The organism is Bacillota bacterium (assembly GCA_013178045.1).
Taxonomy (GTDB): Bacteria; Bacillota; Ch66; order Ch66; family Ch66; genus Ch66.
Genome location: JABLXP010000011.1, coordinates 1 through 17,365 on the forward strand (window position 1 = coordinate 1; position 17,365 = coordinate 17,365).

Below are 17,365 nucleotides of genomic sequence, written 5' to 3' on the forward strand. Positions count from 1 at the left end.
GGCCCAGCAGCAGATGAGCCATGGGTCAAGTACGTGCTACGTGTACTTACAAAGAAGTTACCAATTGTTGCCTAAAATATGAAATTCGCTAGTGTGTGGGGGTCACCTACTGAATCTTGACACGGACCACCTGGGTTTTTGCTTGCTTTTTGGAAATTTCCGTGTTATGATATAGCTTGTTAATTGCTCAAGAGGTTCTTCGGTTTAAAAGGAGGTGACATGAGATGCCCAATATCAAGTCGGCCATCAAGCGGGTGGAAGTGGCTAGAATTCGCACCTTAAGAAACATGGCTAGAAAGTCCGCTCTGAAGACGGCGATCAAGCGCTTCAAGGAGGCGGTGGGCGGCCCGTCACCGGAAAAAACCCAGGAAGCATTCGTGAAAGCGGTTAGCGCCATTGATAAAGCCGCTGCTAAAGGAATCATCCACAAAAACACCGCCGCGCGGAAAAAGTCCAGACTGGCGCGCCTTCTCAATGCTCAAAAATAAATGAAACAAACCTGTTACCGTCGAGGCAACAGGTTTTTCTATTTATCTTCAATTTTTCCCACACAGCTGAATAATGAGCATTTCCAGCAACAGTGCTGGCTGCCCGGTGCTGGTCTTTAAGGCCAGGTCAACCTCACGGCATAATTGAAAAGCACGGCTCAGTTCCGGCCAGGAGAAATTGCCCGCCTGCTGCCGGCACTTGCCCACCACGTAAGCTGACACCCCTGGTACCTGTGTCCTAATTTCCTGCGCGCTCAAACCCTGGTCCTCCAGGGACTTAACCTGGGCCAGCAAACGAAACTGGCGAACCAGCAGGTAGAAAACCCTGGTCGGCTGCTCTCCAGCGAACAACATCCGCCGCACCAGACCGATCGCCGCCGCGGGCTTTTTCTCCATAACCGCGTCGACCACCGCATACACCCGAGTCTCGCTTGAAGGCGGTCGTAGTTTCTGCACCACCGCCAGATCAATGGTTTCCTTTTCCCCAATAAACAGGCATGCCTTTTCGATCTCCTGGGAAAGTTGAGACAAATCAGCTCCATCAAGGCCGACCAGATACTGAAGCGCATCGCGCTTGATCGTTTTACCTTTCTGTTTAACCTGCTGTTCCACCCAATCAGTGAGAGTTTTCCCCTTGAATGAAGCCAGTTCCACCACCGCCCCCCGCTGTTCGACCAGTTTAAACAAACGGTGGCGGCGTTCAACCCCTCCTTCAGCGATAAAAACCAGTACCGTACTGGGATTGGGGTCGCGCAAATAATTGCTTAGTATTTCCTCAGCGGAGGAACCCGTTTCTTCCTCCGGATTTAGATTGCCCTTCCCCCTCAGCCCGAACAGTCCTGTATTCTTGACGATGACCAGTCGGCACTCAGCCAGGACAGGAAGAGTGTTGGCCGCGGATACAATCGTTTCCACAGAAGCAGTCTCACCATCGATCTGATCGTAATTGAAATCACTGGTTGCCGGATCGAGGACCGCTGCTTTGAGCTGGGCCAACAAGGAATCGGCCAGGTATTTTTCTTCCCCAAAAAGGAGGTAAACAGGGGCAAGTTGTTTTTGGTTAATTTGTTTGATTGCCGTTTGATAGTCCATTAGTACACCTCATTTTGAACACTTTCATTGTTTTTCGGCAGCTTCCCTTCATTTGAACGTTCTCACCCTAATTGTCCTCCCGTCGCTGGTGAGTGTCACCGCGCCATCCCGGTCCGTCCGGTAAATCGGCACTCCCTGTCGCTCCCAGTACTGGATAACCTCAGGGGCAGGATGACCGAAACTGTTCTTGCCCACCTGGATGACCACGGCTTGCGGGTTGACCGCCTGCAGGAAGCGCGGTTCTAGCGCATACTGGCTGCCGTGGTGGGACAGCTTATAGACATCAGCCGCCAGGCTGACTTGAGCTTGAAGCAGTTCAGTCATGGCTTCACGTTCAATGTCACCCGGTAACATAATCTCGGTCTGACCATAACGCAATCGCAGGACCAGAGAATTGTTGTTTAAGTCGGAACGCGTCCCGGTCAACCAACGACCGGGGTGGAGAACCTCCAGGGTCACCCCAGGCTCCACGTCCCAGACCTGGTCGCGGGCTAAAGTTATAACCGTGCTTCCTCGTTGCTGAGCAGCGGTCAGGTAATCCGAAAGATTTTTGGGTAACGAAGGATAGGCAGCTACAGCCACGACTGTTACCCGTATCTCGTCTATGATGGGGATCAACCCCTGCAGGTGGTCGTCGTGAGCATGGGTATTAATTACCGCATCCAGGTGGTTAATCCCCTGCCGGCGCAGGAAGGGCAGCACAACTCGTTCGCCGACATCAAATGTCCCGCCGGCCGCCGCTGGCCGTCCACCCCCATCAACCAGCAGCTGCTTGCCGCCGGGAGTTTCAATAAAGATGCAGTCACCCTGACCGACATCGAGAAACACCATCCGCAGGGGGCGAGGCCAGTTAGCCCAAACCAGAGCTACCACCAGCGTAACAGCAATAGTTCCAACAATCACACCTGTCCGCTGGCGCGGGCTCAGAGTTTTGAATAATCCAACCACAGGTTGGAAGTGTTCACTAACAATAGCCATAAGCAGCCCGTAGTAAGCGAACACTAAAACTAAATGGGGCGTCGCGACCGTTAAGGTGCTTCCCGGCAACCGGGCCAGGCCATGAATAATCAGGTTGGTTATCCAGATCAACCCACCGGTGGCGCTGGTTAAGTATCCAGCAACGGCTGGCCAGACAAAGGTTAATGGTATAATTCCCAGGCCCAGCAGCACCACGGCGCCGATCAAGCCCACCACGACCACATTAGCCACCAGGCTGATCAGGGATACCTGGTTGAAATAGTAAGCCACCAGGGGCAGGGTAGCGAGTTGGGCAGCTAGAGGGACCAGGAACAAGGTCCGCCAGCGAGGCCAGTGCGCAAGCCGATAGTCCAGCGCCGGGTATAAATAAACTAACCCCCAAGTCGCCGCGAAAGACAGTTGAAATCCCAGGTCATAAAGAGCGAGGGGATCCCACAACAAGATCAGCCAGGCCGCCACCGCCAGGCTGTTCAATAAGTCATTATCCCGGTTGAGCCCCTTAGCACCGAGAGCCAGCAAACCCATCAGAATCGCCCGCGCTACGCAGGCCGGCCAACCTGTTAAGAAGCCATATATGATGAGAAGGCCGGCCGTCAGCAGGCTGGAAATACCATAGGAAAACCGAAACAGGTTGGCCAAACTCAGCCCGAACAAAAGGACGAAGCCAACATGCAGCCCCGAGACAGAAAAGACATGGAACAACCCGGTGGCTTGATAGGCCTTAACCTCTTCCGCAGGCAGTTGCTCCTGATCGCCAAAGATAATCCCCTGCAGGATCGCCGCCTGATTCCCAGGCAGTTCCCGTTCAAGTTGTTCAACCACCCGCACCTTGATCGACAAAGCCAGGTGGGTCAACGGGTTTCCTCGCCCGCTTCCCACCCGCACCACCTGCTCAGGCTCAGTCGCACTGACCTGGGTGAAGATGCCCTGGCGGGCCAGATAAGCCTGGTAATCAAACTCACCGGGATTACTGGCCGCTTTGGGGAGTTGAAGTTGGCCATGAACCCGTAAAATATCACCATAACGGTAGGTAACCACCGTGTGCCTCTTGGTGTAAAGCTTGAGGAGCACCAGTTCATTTACCGGTTGGACCCCGTCCGGGGTGATGATCTGCTCAACCGCCAGTCGGTAGACCAACCGGTCCGGGTAACGCTGCGGTTCCTCGGCCACCCAACCCGTAAGCGTCACGTAGGTCTCCAGATTACTCAGGAGAGATGATTTCTTATTTTCCCACGCCAGGCCGCCCCAGAATATCCCCGTCCCGAAACAAATAAACATAATGATCGCGGTGGTTTGCGGCCACCGGCGGTAATAGCCGACCCCTGCCAAAACGCCTGAGAGGAATAACGCAACTTCCATGGTCGCCAACGACAAGCTCAGACATTTAGCCACTGCGATCCCAAGAATAAATAAGGTTATTAGAACCAAAAGGGGACGCCTCATCAGCTTCACCCCTAAGTAAGCCAAGGGGTCTTCTCAGCGTAATAAAAACACGTGTCGACACGCATTCAAACACACTGGTCGGATATTTGCTCTGGCTTGGGCCCCTGGTCTTGATATATGGGCAGAGAAATCACAAATTCCGTTCCCTGGTGAGAACTACTCACCCGGATATCTCCTCCGTGGCTGATAATGATGCGGTGGGAAATTGGCAACCCGAGGCCTGTTCCCCCCTCTTTAGTCGTAAAGAAGGGTTGAAAAATATTCTTTAAAACAGCTTTGGGTATGCCTGGGCCGGTATCTTGAAAGCAGAGTTCTACCTTTTTCCCCTCCGGATAATAACGGCTGGAAATCTTCAGGAGACCTCCGGTAGGCATAGCCTCCAAGGCATTACGGATCAAATTAAGAAAAACCTGCCGCAGTTGGTTGGGATCTGCTATTATTGGAGGTAAATCTGAACCAAGATCCAGTCTGATTTCACAGCCCTGTAAAAAGGCTTGATTGTCAACTAATAAAACAATTGTTGATAAAATCGAATTAAGATCCGTTACCTCTAACCTCGGTTCTTGTGGTTTAGCCAGGCTTAAGAAGTCCCGAATAATCCTATTAACCCGAGCGATTTCCGCAAGGGCAATATTGATATAATTGCTCTCCTTAGAGCCTTCTGCAAAATCTTTCTTTAACAGTTGCAGGAAGCCATGAGCTGAAGTCAACGGATTCCGGACTTCGTGGGCCATGCCGGCCGCAAAACGACCGACCACAGCCAACTTTTCAGCCTGCCTTATTTCTTCTTCAATTTGCACAATCCGGTGGCTGATGAAGACCGCCAGGACGGCGAAGCACAAAACTGCATAGATTAAGAATAGGAGGCTCCCGTAGCGGAAGGATACCAGCACCTGGGTAGCCGCCACATAAGGTTGGGTGACAAAAACACCCCAGCCGGTGGTCGTGATCCGAGCGTACCCACCTATATAATTCTCTCCATCCCACGCAAATTGATCAACACCGGTGGCATGCCCATTCAATAATTGCTGTACGATCTGCAAACCACTGGCATTAAACTGTTCCTCGACTAAAGATTCCCGGGGATGCCACAGCATAATTCCCCGCTGGTCGGTTAAGAAAACACTGCCGCGACTGTGAATTTCCTGCGGTTTGACCAGTTTATCCAGCACCCGGAAACTGACGCTTCCCCCCAGGACACCAATAATACGGCTAGCTTCGTCTGTAATTGGGATACAAATGACAAAGATCGGCTGCTTGCTGGTCCTGCTAATCAAAGCCGAACTGACAGTGGGTAGCCCCGTCCGCAGGGTCTCATGCAAGTAATCCCGGTCGGCTAGCGAAACATATTCTTTGTCCGGGGCTTTAGCGATCTGCTTACCAGTCAGATCAACCACCCAGACTTTCTCAAAATTCTCACTGTACTCAAGATAATAACCCAAAACTTGCTCAAGTCGCTGAGGATCAAGGCGCCGCATAGCCGGATTATCGGCTAAAGTCTTGATTTGCCAGATTAAATCTTTCACAAAAATATCAATTTGCTGAGCGATAACCTTGGCGTTGGCCTGGTAGGTCTCCTGGGCACTCTGTACGATTACCGTTTCGTTATATTTAAGTCCAAAATGGTTCAAAATAATTAACGGCAGAGTTGAGAATACAACAAATGCCACGATTAACTTTAAATTGAGGTGGTCCATTCGATTGCTTAAGGACTGCCGGATTTTCTGGATTGATTCCCTAAATCCATCCACAAACCCCAACTCGCATTCCGGAACAAAATGGGTAATTTATAACCTTGTTCGACAGATTTCCCCTAACTTCCTGCCAAATTGAGGTTTGCCCGCATATTTTGAGGAGAAGACAGAATACCCTAATAAACAGTAATCAGATCCTTGAGTTCCTGGAAGCGTTTTTCCCCAATTCCCGATACATTTTTCAGGTCCTCGATGGAGCGAAATTTCCCATGCTGGTTGCGATAATCAACAATACGCTGGGCAAGGGTCGGCCCGACCCCTGGGAGACGCGCGTCCAGTTCAGCGGCGGTAGCTGTGTTCAAGTTCACCTTACTACCCGGGCGGGTGCTCGACACCTGAACATCTGCCGTAGTTCCTGGTAGAGATTCACCTTTTCGGGGTACAGTCACTTTTTGTCCGTCATTCAGTGGTTCCGCTAGATTGATCGCCTCCAGATTCGCTTCTGGCAAGGCACGAGCCTGTTCGATCGCCTCAAATACCCGCGTCCCAGCCGGCAATTGGTAGACCCCCGGCTTTTCCACAGCTCCGACCACGTGAACTGTTACCCTGGCTGGTACCTTTTCAGTGCCTGAAGCATCAGCTTTACGAGATTCAACAACCCTCGCCTCATTCAACTGACCAACCATCTGGGACATCCCACTGTTTTCTTTGTCTCTAAGCTGAGCATATTTAACCCCAGCCCCAAAAAGCAAAGCCGCCAAAAAAAGTAGTAAGATGAATTGCGTACGTCGGTCAAAGGTTGGCATATTTACCACCTCATTCCCATGATATCATTTTAATACGACAACTATCCAGTTATTTCCTGCCTCTACCAACAAATAAATCGACTAGAAAAGACAGCCGCTGGCAAAAGCCAACGGCCGAAAATTTTTTCCTCAGCTTACTTCACGACAATATTGACCAGCTTATCAGGGACTGAAACAACTTTGACAATCTCTTTACCCACCAAGAAATTCCGCACCCGCTCCTGTTTCATGACCAACCGTTCCATTTCCGGCTGCTCCAGACCGGCCGGCACCTGCACGCGGTCACGCACCCGTCCATTGATCTGGACAACCACGGTTACCTCATCCTCCACCAGGGCCGCTGGGTCAAAGGTTGGCCAGGACTGTCGGTGAACACTCCCGGATTTTCCTAAGACTGACCACAGTTCCTCGGTAATATGCGGAGCAAAGGGAGCCAGCAGGAGCGCCAGGTTAGTGAGCGACTCTTTCACTAAACTCAGGTTTTGCTCCGCGGGCGCCACCCGGTCCTTGTACTGATAGAGGGCGTTGACCAGTTCCATGATCGCACTGATCGCCGTATTGAAGTTAAACCGGGTTTCAATATCGCTGGTTACCTTTTTGATGGTCGCGTGCGTGATTCGGCGCAGTTCTCGATGCACACCATTCAGGTCCGCTGTCCCCGGACCGATTTCAACTCCCGGCATTTGGTCAGCATAAGCCACAAAGAGACGCCAAACCCGATTCAGGAAGCGGTAACAACCTTCTACACCTTGGTCACTCCATTCCAGGTCTTTTTCCGGTGGCGCAGCAAAGAGAATGAACAACCGGGCCGTATCAGCGCCGTAGGTAGAGATGATTTCCTCCGGACTGACCACATTCCCCTTGGACTTGGACATCTTGGAGCCGTCCTTCAGTACCATTCCCTGGGTTAACAAGTTGGTAAACGGTTCGTCAACGTTAACCAATCCCAGGTCATACAGGACCTTGGTAAAGAATCGTGCATACATCAAGTGGAGGATGGCGTGTTCGACTCCGCCGATGTACTGATCAACAGCCATCCAGTAGTCAACCTTGTCCCGTTCAAAAGGGACCTCGGTTGCATGCGGGCTGGTAAACCGCAAGAAGTACCACGAAGAACACACAAAGGTATCCATGGTATCGGTTTCTCGTTCGGCTGGGCCTCCACAACACGGGCAAGTGGTTTTCACAAAGCTTGGCGATTCCTTCAAGGGAGAGTCTCCCTGCGGTTTAAACCTGACATCCATAGGGAGAATCACCGGCAAGTCATTTTCGGGTACCGGTTGGGTCCCACACTCAGGGCAGTAGACGATCGGGATCGGCGCCCCCCAATAGCGCTGCCGGGAAATCAGCCAGTCACGTAAGCGAAAGTTAATCTTGCGCTTCCCGATCCCATTGGCCTCCATATAGGCAGCGATGTGTCGCTTCGCTTCCTCATTAGGTTGTCCGTCAAATTGCCGGGAGTTGACCAGATAGCCTTCTGCCTCGTAAGCGGCTTCCATTTCTTCCGGACGCAATACTGTCCCGGTCGGTTGAATGACCACCCGGATCGGCAAGTTATACTTGCGGGCGAACTCAAAGTCCCGCTGATCATGCGCCGGCACCCCCATGACTGCCCCTGTCCCATACTCCATTAACACATAATTGGCGATCCAAATGGGCACCCGTTCCCCGTTCATCGGGTTTATGGCGTAAGCCCCAATGAACATCCCCTCTTTTTCCGTCTCGGTCGAGGTCCGGGTAATTTCATTCAGGTGTTGAATCTTTTTCACAAAAGCCTGGACGGGCTCTGCAAACTCGGTTCCAGCCGTGAGCTTAAAAACCAGGGGGTGTTCAGGAGCCAAGACTAAATAGGTCACGCCAAAGATCGTGTCCTGACGCGTTGTATAAACCGGGATTGGCTCATCAGAGCCGGCCACGGTAAAGTTGATCTCCACTCCTTCGCTGCGGCCGATCCAGTTTCTCTGCATGATTTTGACTTTTTCCGGCCATCCGGGCAGCTTATCCAGGTCGTTTAAAAGCCGGTCGGCATAATCGGTGATCTTAAAAAACCATTGCTCCAGTGATTTTTTCTCAACAACGGTTTCGCAACGCTCACAGGCACCGTCAACCACCTGCTCATTGGCCAGCACCGTGGCGCAAGACGGACACCAGTTCACCGCCGCTGTTTTCTTATAAGCCAGACCTTTTTCGTATAGTTTCAAAAACAGCCACTGCGTCCAGCGGTAATATTCAGGATGACAGCTAGCAACCTCGCGGTCCCAGTCGTAGCTGATCCCCATTTGCTTGAGCTGGCGCCGCATGTTGGCAATGTTATCCCAGGTCCATTTGGCGGGATGAACGCCGTGCTTGATCGCCGCGTTTTCAGCGGGCAAACCGAAGGCATCCCAACCCATTGGGTGTAAAACATTATACCCGTGCATGGTTTTAAAGCGAGCCACCACGTCACCAATGGCGTAGTTGCGAACGTGGCCCATGTGCAGGTTTCCTGAAGGATAAGGGAACATCTCCAGGTTATAGTACTTGGGCTTGTCCGGGTCTTCGGTCACCCGGTATAAGTCTTGGGCCACCCATTCTTGCTGCCATTTCGGCTCGATCTCAGAAAAAACATACTTCTCTTTCACAGACTTGCCTCCTTGAGTTGGATATACTTGGATATAAAATTAAAACCCCTCATTCCAAAAGGGACGAGAGGCTATTTCCCGCGGTACCACCCTTATTAGCTAAACAACAAAACGAAAGTTTAGCTCCACTCATTGGTAAATAACGTTTACCAACGAAACGGACTACTACCTTCATCCGTTCTGTTCCTGGGTGAGTTCGGCCATATTCACGTACTGTTTTCCACCAACCAACAGCTCTCTGTCACGTTGTTCTGGCTTACTGCTCCCATTCATCACTTTTATCGTATATGGTTGTCCAAATACGGCTTATATTATAGTTTAAAGGAAGAAAAATGTCAATCAGCTAAAAATTTGTTGAGAACGAAACTCAATTAGTTCGGCATCGCTCCAGAGACGCTCCAAATTATAGAAACTGCGGTCTTCTTCCCGGAAAATGTGAACCACTACCGACCCGTAGTCAAGCAAGATCCACCTAGCTTCCCGATAACCCTCACGGCGTAAAGAATTAACCCCTTTGGCCTTAAGCTCCTTTTCAATGTGTTCGGCGATCGCCTGAACCTGAATACGGGAGCGGCCACTGCAGATAACAAAATAGTCAGCAACTAGAGAAATACCCGCTAGGTCAAGAATCACCACGTTCTGGGCTTTCTTTTCCTCTGCCGCTTCCACCACCATGGCGGCTAACGCCCGGCTATCGGTCAATCCATTTCCCTCCCAGTATTAAACTTGAGTATTATGAGTATTATTTATATATTCTACCATATTTACTGGTCAGGTAAAAAGTTTCTGGCTTATATTTTCTGGCTTATAATTAAATCTGTCGGCAATTTTTTGATGTTTGTAGCAATTGATTGCGGGCATCAATGGTCTGCGGGTGGATAAGCAGGGTTTGCTTCAAACAATAACGAATGGTCAAATCAAAACTGGCGAGCAGAGCCGTATCCAAATCCTCTTCAGCCAATTGGCGTAGTTCTTTCACCCCGGGAAAAAGGCGCTGGGGTTCAATCATGTCAGCAAGATAGATAATTTTATCAAGAACACTCATCTCGGTCGCCCCTACGGTATGAACAGCCACCGCCCGTAAAACCCGGGAGTCTGTAATTCCAAACTCTTCTGGAATCAAACAAGCCGCAACCGGGCCGTGCAAGAGATCGGGCACAAGCCGTTCTACCTGATGTGTCCAGAGCCGATGTTGGTCAGCCAGGGCTACTAGTTGTTCCAATGGCAAATCTTTGGCCAGATCATGCAGTAAAGCTGCTATCACGGCTAGGTCAGGGTCTTCGCCATATTTCTCTGCCAATCGGCTGGCCACCTCCGCCACACCCAGGGAGTGGGTAAAACGAAAGGGCGTGAGCTTACGTTTGACCTGATCTTGTAGTTTCTGGAGATCCTGCATTTCCCAAACCCCCATTTCCCCATATAAAAAACCCCTATCCATTAGCTGATATAGGAGGCTTTCATCAAGAGTAAAAGTTAAGCCATCTCTTGCTGCTTGGGTTTAGCCTCATTAACGGTAAGAATCCGTCCACCCAGTTCTGTACCATTCATCGCTTTAATCATTTTATCGGCATCCTCATCTCTGACCTCAACAAAACCAAACCCTCGCGAACGACCGGTCTCCCGATCCGTGATGACGCGACTGCTTATCACTTCGCCATAGGCGGAAAAAGCTTCAGTCAGGTCCTCGGCCTTGGTTGCCCAGGGAAGATTACCTACGTACAATGTCCGAACCAATACCATCTCACCTCGCCAGATATTTTTGTCTGCTGTTGTTTTAATTTTAGTATGTTCATTTAATAAGCAGATATACCTGGCAAGAAAAGCGGTATTATGGAAAATCATTCACTACCGTCTTGATATAAATTGTGGCGATAAATATACTCCTCAACCTTCCAGGGCACCAAATACCGAATGGTTCGACCCTGTTGGACCTGTTCCCTGATTAAAGTTGAACTAATGTTAAATGAAAAACGCATTGGGACTGGAATCAAGTTATGCTGAAAATTTTTCAATTGTGGATCTCTAGCGATGACTCTGGCTATCTGGCTCTGACTGCTGCGACCAAAAACCAGAAACTTAAATTCACTTAAAAGTTGTTTCCCTTGATACCATTTCCTGGGGATTTGGGGTAAAATATCCGAGCCAATTATAAAATACAGTTCCCAGTCAGGGTGCTGAGTCGACAAAGCTTTGAGCGTCTCGTATGTATAAGAATAAGTTTCTCTTTCGACCTCGTATAAACAAATATCAAAATCAGGGTTGTCTTCAATCGCCAACTTAACCATGTTGACCCGGTGCTCCTTAGGAAGTAGCCGGATCTTTTCCGTGTGAACCCCAACCGGGAGGTAAGCCACTTTGTCTAGATTAGCAAAATCCTTCACCAAGGCGCCAACGGCCAAATGACCCATATGGATGGGAGAAAAACTGCCGCCGAACAAGCCAATCCGCATTTATCTCTTCCTTACCCTATCATTTCCGACTTTCTTAGTTAATCTTAACAAAATGCGGCAGTTTGTGCAATTACTTTCCAGCACCATCCCCGAGAAACTGGCGTCTAACGCCGGACCTGCCCATTTCCGTAAACAATATACTTAATAGTTGTTAGTTCTTCCAAACCCATCGGCCCACGCGCGTGTAGCTTCTGTGTACTGATCCCGATTTCTGCTCCTAAGCCAAACTGAAATCCATCGGTGAACCGGGTCGAGGCATTAACGTAGACCGCAGCAGCATCAACTTCGTTGAGGAAGCGTCTGGCTTTCTGATAATTATTAGTTATAATGGCTTCAGAGTGTTTGGTGCCGTAGTGGTCAATATGGTCCAAAGCCTCCTCCAGTCCATTCACCACTTTAATAGCTAAAATCAAATCCAGGTATTCGGCGTACCAGTCGTCTTCCGTGGCTGGCTTGGCCTGGGGCAGGATCTCACGCGTCAGCGGGCAGCCGCGCAACTCCACTTCCCGGGCTTCCAGTTCCCTGGCCACCAGCGGTAGAAACTGGCGCGCCACCGCACGATGAACGAGAAGGGTTTCCATGGCATTACACACCGCTGGCCTTTGCGTTTTGGCGTTCACCACAATTTCGGTCGCCATGGCCAGGTCGGCCTCATCGTCAACGTAAACGTGACAGTTACCAACCCCGGTCTCGATCACCGGAACAGACGCATTTTCAACTACCTTCTTAATCAGTTCAGCTCCACCCCGCGGAATCAAGACATCCAGATACCCGTTCATCTTTAGCATTATGTCTACCGCTGTTCGGTCGGTGGTCTCCACTAACTGGATCGACCCGGCGGGGAGCCCACAATTCACTACCGCTTCCTGAATGATCCGACTGATCGCCCGGTTCGAGTTGATCGCTTCGGAACCGCCGCGTAAGATAATCGCGTTACCGGTTTTTAAACAGAGTCCAGCCGCGTCAACCGTGACGTTCGGTCTAGCCTCGTAAATCATGCCCACCACGCCAAGTGGAACCCGCATTTTCCCGATTTGCAAGCCATTGGGCCGCGTCCACATGTGCACAACTTCACCAACTGGATCGGGTAACCCCACCACCGCTCGCAACCCTTCAGCCATCTCCGCGATGCGTTTCTTATTCAAGAGTAAGCGGTCTAACAGTGTCCGGGACATATTTTTCGCCCGCCCAGCCTCCATATCCACGGCATTGGCCGCCAGGATCTCCTCGACCCTGGCTTCAAGTGCATCTGCCATCTTCAGTAAAGCCTCATTCTTGATCTGCGTCGAGGCCCCGGCGAGCTGTCGGGCCGCCGCCCTGGCCTGCCGGCCCATTTCTTCTAATTGACTTTTCAGCACCTTTGTCCCTCCCTGCATCATGGTTTCCGAGAAACAAACATCAAAGAATATCCGCTGCGGGCTATGTAAAAACTCCGCCTTGCGGGTTACCCTTCATGACAGGGTCAGATTATTGCGGTGAATGACCTCATCATAGTCCTTGTAACCAAGCACATTGGCAATCTCCCGCGTATGCTTCCCTTTGATCTGTTCGATTTCCTCGGATGAATAGTTAACAATGCCCCGCGCGATTTCCGCGCCGGTCAAAGAGACCAGTTTGACCACATTACCCGCTTCAAAGTTCCCCTCCACCCGGGTGATCCCGCTGGGGAGCAGGCTTTTTCCCCGATTGACAATCGCGTCTTCTGCTCCAGCATCTACCGTGAGCGTTCCCTGCACCATTGTTCCGAAGGCAATCCACCGCTGTCTTGTTCCGTACTTATTTTCTTTGGGTAAAAACAGGGTTCCAATCGGTTCACCCTGCAGCAACCGTCCGATGACGCGCTCTTCCTGGCCATGTGCTACGACGAGATGGATACCAGAACTGCAAGCGATCTTGGCCGCTTGAATCTTGGTAATCATCCCCCCTGACGCCAGTTCCGAGCCTTTCCCGTGCGCCAGACATTCTATCTCTGGGGTGATCTCTTTGACCACGGGAATACGCACCGCTTCCGGGTTAGTCCGCGGGTCTGCTGTGTAAAGCCCATCGATATCAGAAAGGATGATCAATAAATTAGCATCCACCAGTCCGGCCACCAGGGCAGAAAGCGTGTCATTATCCCCAAAGCGCAGTTCTTCCACGGCTACCGTATCGTTTTCGTTAATAATGGGGATGACCCCGTGCTGGAGTAAAGTGCAGAGAGCGTACCGCGCGTTGAGGTAGCGGCGCCGGTCGCCTATATCCCCTCTAGTCAGGAGTACCTGGGCCACCGTTTGACCATACTCGGCAAACAACTTTTCGTACATGTGCATGAGGATCCCCATCCCAACCGCCGCTGCGGCCTGCTTTTCTGGAATGGTCCTCGGCCGCCGCCCCAGGCCAAGCTTTCCAACCCCAGCCCCGACCGCGCCTGAGGTAACCAGAAGAACTTCTTTGCCCTGGTTTTGCAAATCAGCCAGTTCCCGGACCAAACGCTCGAGTTGGGTAAAATTAAGTTTACCAGTCGAATAGGTCAGGGTGCTGGTGCCCACTTTAACCACCAGCCTTCGGACATCGGTCAGCTTCGCAAAGTATTGGCCGTAATCTAAGCCAACGTCATCCATTTATATCACCGCTCAACATAAGAAATACCTAAAGTTTCTTGTATTATATCATGATTCTAATTAATTAAAAATACCACCTTAACCGGAAGTTGTTACCGCCTCTCAATCCACCCACTCAAATTCGTTGCCACGGATGCGTACCAAGTTTCCTTCTTTAATTCCCCGGGCCCGCAGACCATCGTCGATCCCCATTTTCTTCATGAGCCGTTGGAACCGCCGAACCGCCTCCTCATTGTCCAGATTGGTCATCGCGCTCAAGCGTTCCACGTCTTTACCACTCACCACAAAAACCCCGTCCTCAACCGTGATCTGCCAGCCTGGCTCATTTTTAACCTGGACACGGCGTACCTGTTCCACAGCTGGGGCTGGCGGGCTGTTCGTCGACAGTTCGTCTAAGATCTTGCCAACGCGGTACATTAAAGCCTGAACGCCCTCTCCGGTCACCGCGGAAATGGGAAAGATTTCGTAGTCGGCGCTTATAGCCGCCTTGAGGCGTTCAAGATTGGCCGCCGCTTCGGGTAGATCCATTTTGTTAGCCGCCACCACCTGGGGGCGTTCCGCCAGCGTCGGACTATACAGAGCCAACTCCTGGTTGATAATCGTGAAATCCCTGACCGGGTCTCGCCCCTCACTGCCGGCTATATCCAGCACGTGGATCAGTAACCTTGTCCGCTCAGTATGCCGTAAGAAAGCGTGTCCTAAACCGGCACCCTCGTGGGCCCCTTCGATTAGACCGGGGATATCGGCTACCACAAAGCTCTTTCCTTCTCCCAGGGTGACTACTCCCAGGTTAGGGGCCAGGGTCGTGAACGGATAGTTCGCGATCTTCGGTTTAGCCCCTGAAACTCTAGAGATAAGCGTTGATTTACCAACATTGGGAAACCCGACCAGCCCAACATCAGCCAATAGTTTTAACTCAAGTTCAATCCAACGTTCCTCACCCGGTTCCCCGTTTTCGGCTAAAGTGGGAACTCGGTTCTGGGCACTGACGAAACGGGCGTTGCCCCGGCCACCCCGACCTCCCCTGGCTACAATCACCTCCTGACCTGGCTCAACCAGATCAGCTAGAATCTCACCCGTCTCAGAGTCTCTGACCACGGTGCCGACCGGCACCCGCAAACGGATATCCTCCGCATTTTGCCCGTGCATGTTTTTCCCCTGGCCGTGTTCACCGCGTTCCGCCTTGTAATGCCTTTTATACCGGTAATCTACCAGGGTCCGCAAGCCCGGGTCAGCAACCAGGATGACATTGCCTCCCCTTCCACCGTCCCCGCCACTAGGCCCGCCTTCTGGAACGTACTTTTCGCGCCGGAAAGCGACGATGCCGTTACCCCCATCGCCACCTTTGACGTAGATCCTTGCCGTATCGTAAAACATCTCCATCACCCATCATAAACCAGTTTGCTTACATTATTGTCAATTACTACCTCGGTAATACCACTTTATGAGAAGCAGAATATCTACTCGGTTACAAAATCGCTTTACTTTAACATAGCCACCTCTTTAACTAGTGCCTCAAACAATATTAAAGAATCAGTAGTTCAATATAGCAGTACCCTTCGTTAATGTCCCAATTCACATGTTTTATGGATGGACCACTAACCTGTTTCGCCACGTTAACCACTGGAAGGGAGAAATCGCTTTCACCTCCCGCTGGCCAAACAAGCGTGACCAGACACCCACCTTTTTCTTCGGCAAGACGAACGCGCAACAGACGGCTTTCTACCGGGTATTTGAGCAATTCGGGAAATATGGCTTTGAAAAGTTGGCCTAGAGATTGGGCCAGAGTCATCCCATCGACTTTCGCGTTCGCCATATTTACGGCTACCTCTATAGTCAAATCGACCTGGTCCTGTTCCGCCTGTTTTTCGGCTAGAAGCAAGACCGCTACCAGTTCCGGCCAGGGCAGACGCATCACCTTGCCTGCCTCCTGAAGTTGAGCACTTATTTTTCGGAGATATGCTAAAGCCTGTTCTGGCTTGTTCAGTTGGAGGAAACCCATGATGACCTGGAGGTGATTGAGAAAATCATGGCGCTGAACTCTCAATAGGCCCACTACCTCATTTAACGGAAGAAAACCCGACATTGGTTATTCACCCCCATTTCCCTAATTATCCAAACTAAGCAAATCCCCCTGGAATATTCCAGGGGGGTTTTGTCGTCAATTCACTGTTCTTAAACTGCGGCAATCTCCGTGTAAATGCTGACCTGCTTTTTGCCCCGACCCTTGCGCTCAAACTTCACATAGCCATCAACCAGAGCGAACAGGGTATCGTCTTTGCCAATCCCTACGTTCAGGCCGGGATGAATCTTGGTTCCTCTCTGACGCACCAGTATATTGCCAGCAGTAACGTATTGACCATCATGCCGCTTGACACCAAGACGTTTGGCTTCACTATCACGCCCGTTGCGGGAACTACCGACCCCTTTCTTATGGGCAAAAAGCTGCAAGTTAAATCCGGTGATCACGCAGTCCACCTCCTCTTAAACACTTTTACGTTCCGGGGATAGCTTTTTTGAATCGTTTCCATACCTAATCGCATTGTTTCCACAATAATCTTGGCATTCTCCTGGTCACGCTGTTTTAAGCGCTCCGGCAGAAAGCAGCGCACAAAGCCATCGCTTATCTTAAAGTCTGGCGGCTCGGGCAGATGATACTGCAGTCCTAAAACCGTGGTCTGCGCTAAAACCGACAGCGCCGCGCAGACAATATCTTCTCCGTAAGGAGCGTACTCGGCATGCCCTTCTACTTCGAAACCAATAATTTCCCCCTGCTCATTATAAAAGAACTGAACATTAACCATGAGTATTTAAGCCTCAATCTTTTCGACGAGCACCTGGGTGAAGGGTTGACGATGACCTTTTTTACGCTGGTAGTTTTTCTTTGGCTTGTATTTGAACACAATGATCTTCTTACCTCGACCGTGGCTAAGCACTTTAACCACCGCTTTTGCGCCGGCTACCAGGGGTGTACCACAAATTAATTGCCCCTCCTTACTGATCGCCAGCACGCGATCAAGTTCCACGACCTGACCTTCTTCCGCCTCCAGCTTTTCAACTCTCAGGATGTCCCCTTCTTTAACCCGGTACTGCTTTCCACCTGTTTCAATAATTGCGTACATTAAAACACCTCCCTTTCGAAGTCTCGCCAGTTCAGGTAGCCTAAATGGCATTTAACACCTGAATCTGAGCG

17 protein-coding genes and 2 other annotated features (1 of these 19 cut by a window edge) are annotated in these 17,365 nt (G+C 50.8%); of the genes, 1 reads left to right on the forward strand and 16 read right to left on the reverse strand.

What is annotated here, in order from left to right; translation table 11 throughout:
- Positions 1–224: 224 nt before the first annotated feature.
- On the forward strand, positions 225–488 hold the full coding sequence (rpsT, locus tag HPY81_06970; protein NPV27177.1) for a 30S ribosomal protein S20: 264 nt from the start codon (positions 225–227) through the stop codon (positions 486–488).
- Positions 489–536: 48 nt separating this feature from the next.
- On the opposite strand, the gene holA is transcribed toward rpsT, so the two are convergent.
- The 16 genes from holA to rplU all read right to left on the reverse strand — a co-directional run bounded on the left by holA (position 537) and on the right by rplU (position 17,294).
- Positions 537–1,580, reverse strand: coding sequence for a DNA polymerase III subunit delta (gene holA, locus HPY81_06975; GenBank protein ID NPV27178.1), 1,044 nt, complete (start codon positions 1,578–1,580; stop codon positions 537–539).
- Positions 1,581–1,628: 48 nt separating this feature from the next.
- Complete coding sequence (locus tag HPY81_06980) at positions 1,629–4,001, reverse strand: DNA internalization-related competence protein ComEC/Rec2 (protein ID NPV27179.1); 2,373 nt, start codon at positions 3,999–4,001, stop codon at positions 1,629–1,631.
- A 65-nt stretch (positions 4,002–4,066) separates the two neighbouring features.
- Positions 4,067–5,698 carry a hypothetical protein gene (locus HPY81_06985; protein NPV27180.1) on the reverse strand — a complete coding sequence of 544 codons (1,632 nt, stop codon included), beginning with the start codon at positions 5,696–5,698 and terminating at the stop codon, positions 4,067–4,069.
- 173 nt (positions 5,699–5,871) lie between these two features.
- Positions 5,872–6,501, reverse strand: a complete 630-nt coding sequence (locus HPY81_06990; GenBank protein ID NPV27181.1) for a hypothetical protein — start codon at positions 6,499–6,501, stop codon at positions 5,872–5,874.
- 134 nt (positions 6,502–6,635) lie between these two features.
- A complete protein-coding gene (locus HPY81_06995) occupies positions 6,636–9,122 on the reverse strand; it encodes a leucine--tRNA ligase (protein NPV27182.1) in 2,487 nt (828 codons plus the stop codon).
- 56 nt (positions 9,123–9,178) lie between these two features.
- Positions 9,179–9,404, reverse strand: a binding site (T-box leader).
- 57 nt (positions 9,405–9,461) lie between these two features.
- Entirely contained in the window at positions 9,462–9,797 is a 336-nt protein-coding gene (gene rsfS, locus HPY81_07000) for a ribosome silencing factor (protein NPV27183.1), read from the reverse strand.
- 136 nt (positions 9,798–9,933) lie between these two features.
- Positions 9,934–10,518 carry an HD domain-containing protein gene (locus tag HPY81_07005; GenBank protein ID NPV27184.1) on the reverse strand — a complete coding sequence of 195 codons (585 nt, stop codon included), beginning with the start codon at positions 10,516–10,518 and terminating at the stop codon, positions 9,934–9,936.
- Between the two features lie 77 nt (positions 10,519–10,595).
- The gene (locus HPY81_07010) at positions 10,596–10,862 is read right to left on the reverse strand and encodes an RNA-binding protein (protein NPV27185.1); all 267 of its coding nucleotides are present in this window, start codon (positions 10,860–10,862) and stop codon (positions 10,596–10,598) included.
- Positions 10,863–10,960: 98 nt separating this feature from the next.
- Positions 10,961–11,572: a nicotinate (nicotinamide) nucleotide adenylyltransferase gene (nadD, locus tag HPY81_07015; protein ID NPV27186.1), complete on the reverse strand. Its 612-nt coding sequence runs from the start codon at positions 11,570–11,572 to the stop codon at positions 10,961–10,963.
- Between the two features lie 104 nt (positions 11,573–11,676).
- Positions 11,677–12,951, reverse strand: a complete 1,275-nt coding sequence (locus HPY81_07020) for a glutamate-5-semialdehyde dehydrogenase (GenBank protein ID NPV27187.1) — start codon at positions 12,949–12,951, stop codon at positions 11,677–11,679.
- 72 nt (positions 12,952–13,023) lie between these two features.
- A complete protein-coding gene (gene proB / locus HPY81_07025) occupies positions 13,024–14,172 on the reverse strand; it encodes a glutamate 5-kinase (protein NPV27188.1) in 1,149 nt (382 codons plus the stop codon).
- A 102-nt stretch (positions 14,173–14,274) separates the two neighbouring features.
- The gene (gene obgE, locus HPY81_07030) at positions 14,275–15,549 is read right to left on the reverse strand and encodes a GTPase ObgE (protein ID NPV27189.1); all 1,275 of its coding nucleotides are present in this window, start codon (positions 15,547–15,549) and stop codon (positions 14,275–14,277) included.
- Between the two features lie 148 nt (positions 15,550–15,697).
- Positions 15,698–16,258, reverse strand: a complete 561-nt coding sequence (locus tag HPY81_07035; protein NPV27190.1) for a hypothetical protein — start codon at positions 16,256–16,258, stop codon at positions 15,698–15,700.
- Between the two features lie 89 nt (positions 16,259–16,347).
- Positions 16,348–16,638 carry a 50S ribosomal protein L27 gene (gene rpmA / locus HPY81_07040; protein ID NPV27191.1) on the reverse strand — a complete coding sequence of 97 codons (291 nt, stop codon included), beginning with the start codon at positions 16,636–16,638 and terminating at the stop codon, positions 16,348–16,350.
- Positions 16,638–16,976: a ribosomal-processing cysteine protease Prp gene (locus tag HPY81_07045; protein NPV27192.1), complete on the reverse strand. Its 339-nt coding sequence runs from the start codon at positions 16,974–16,976 to the stop codon at positions 16,638–16,640. Before HPY81_07045 ends, rpmA begins: the two co-directional genes overlap by 1 nt.
- A 6-nt stretch (positions 16,977–16,982) precedes the next feature.
- On the reverse strand, positions 16,983–17,294 hold the full coding sequence (gene rplU, locus HPY81_07050) for a 50S ribosomal protein L21 (GenBank protein NPV27193.1): 312 nt from the start codon (positions 17,292–17,294) through the stop codon (positions 16,983–16,985).
- Positions 17,295–17,303: 9 nt separating this feature from the next.
- Positions 17,304–17,365, reverse strand: a sequence feature (ribosomal protein L21 leader region) (it continues 13 nt past the right edge of the window).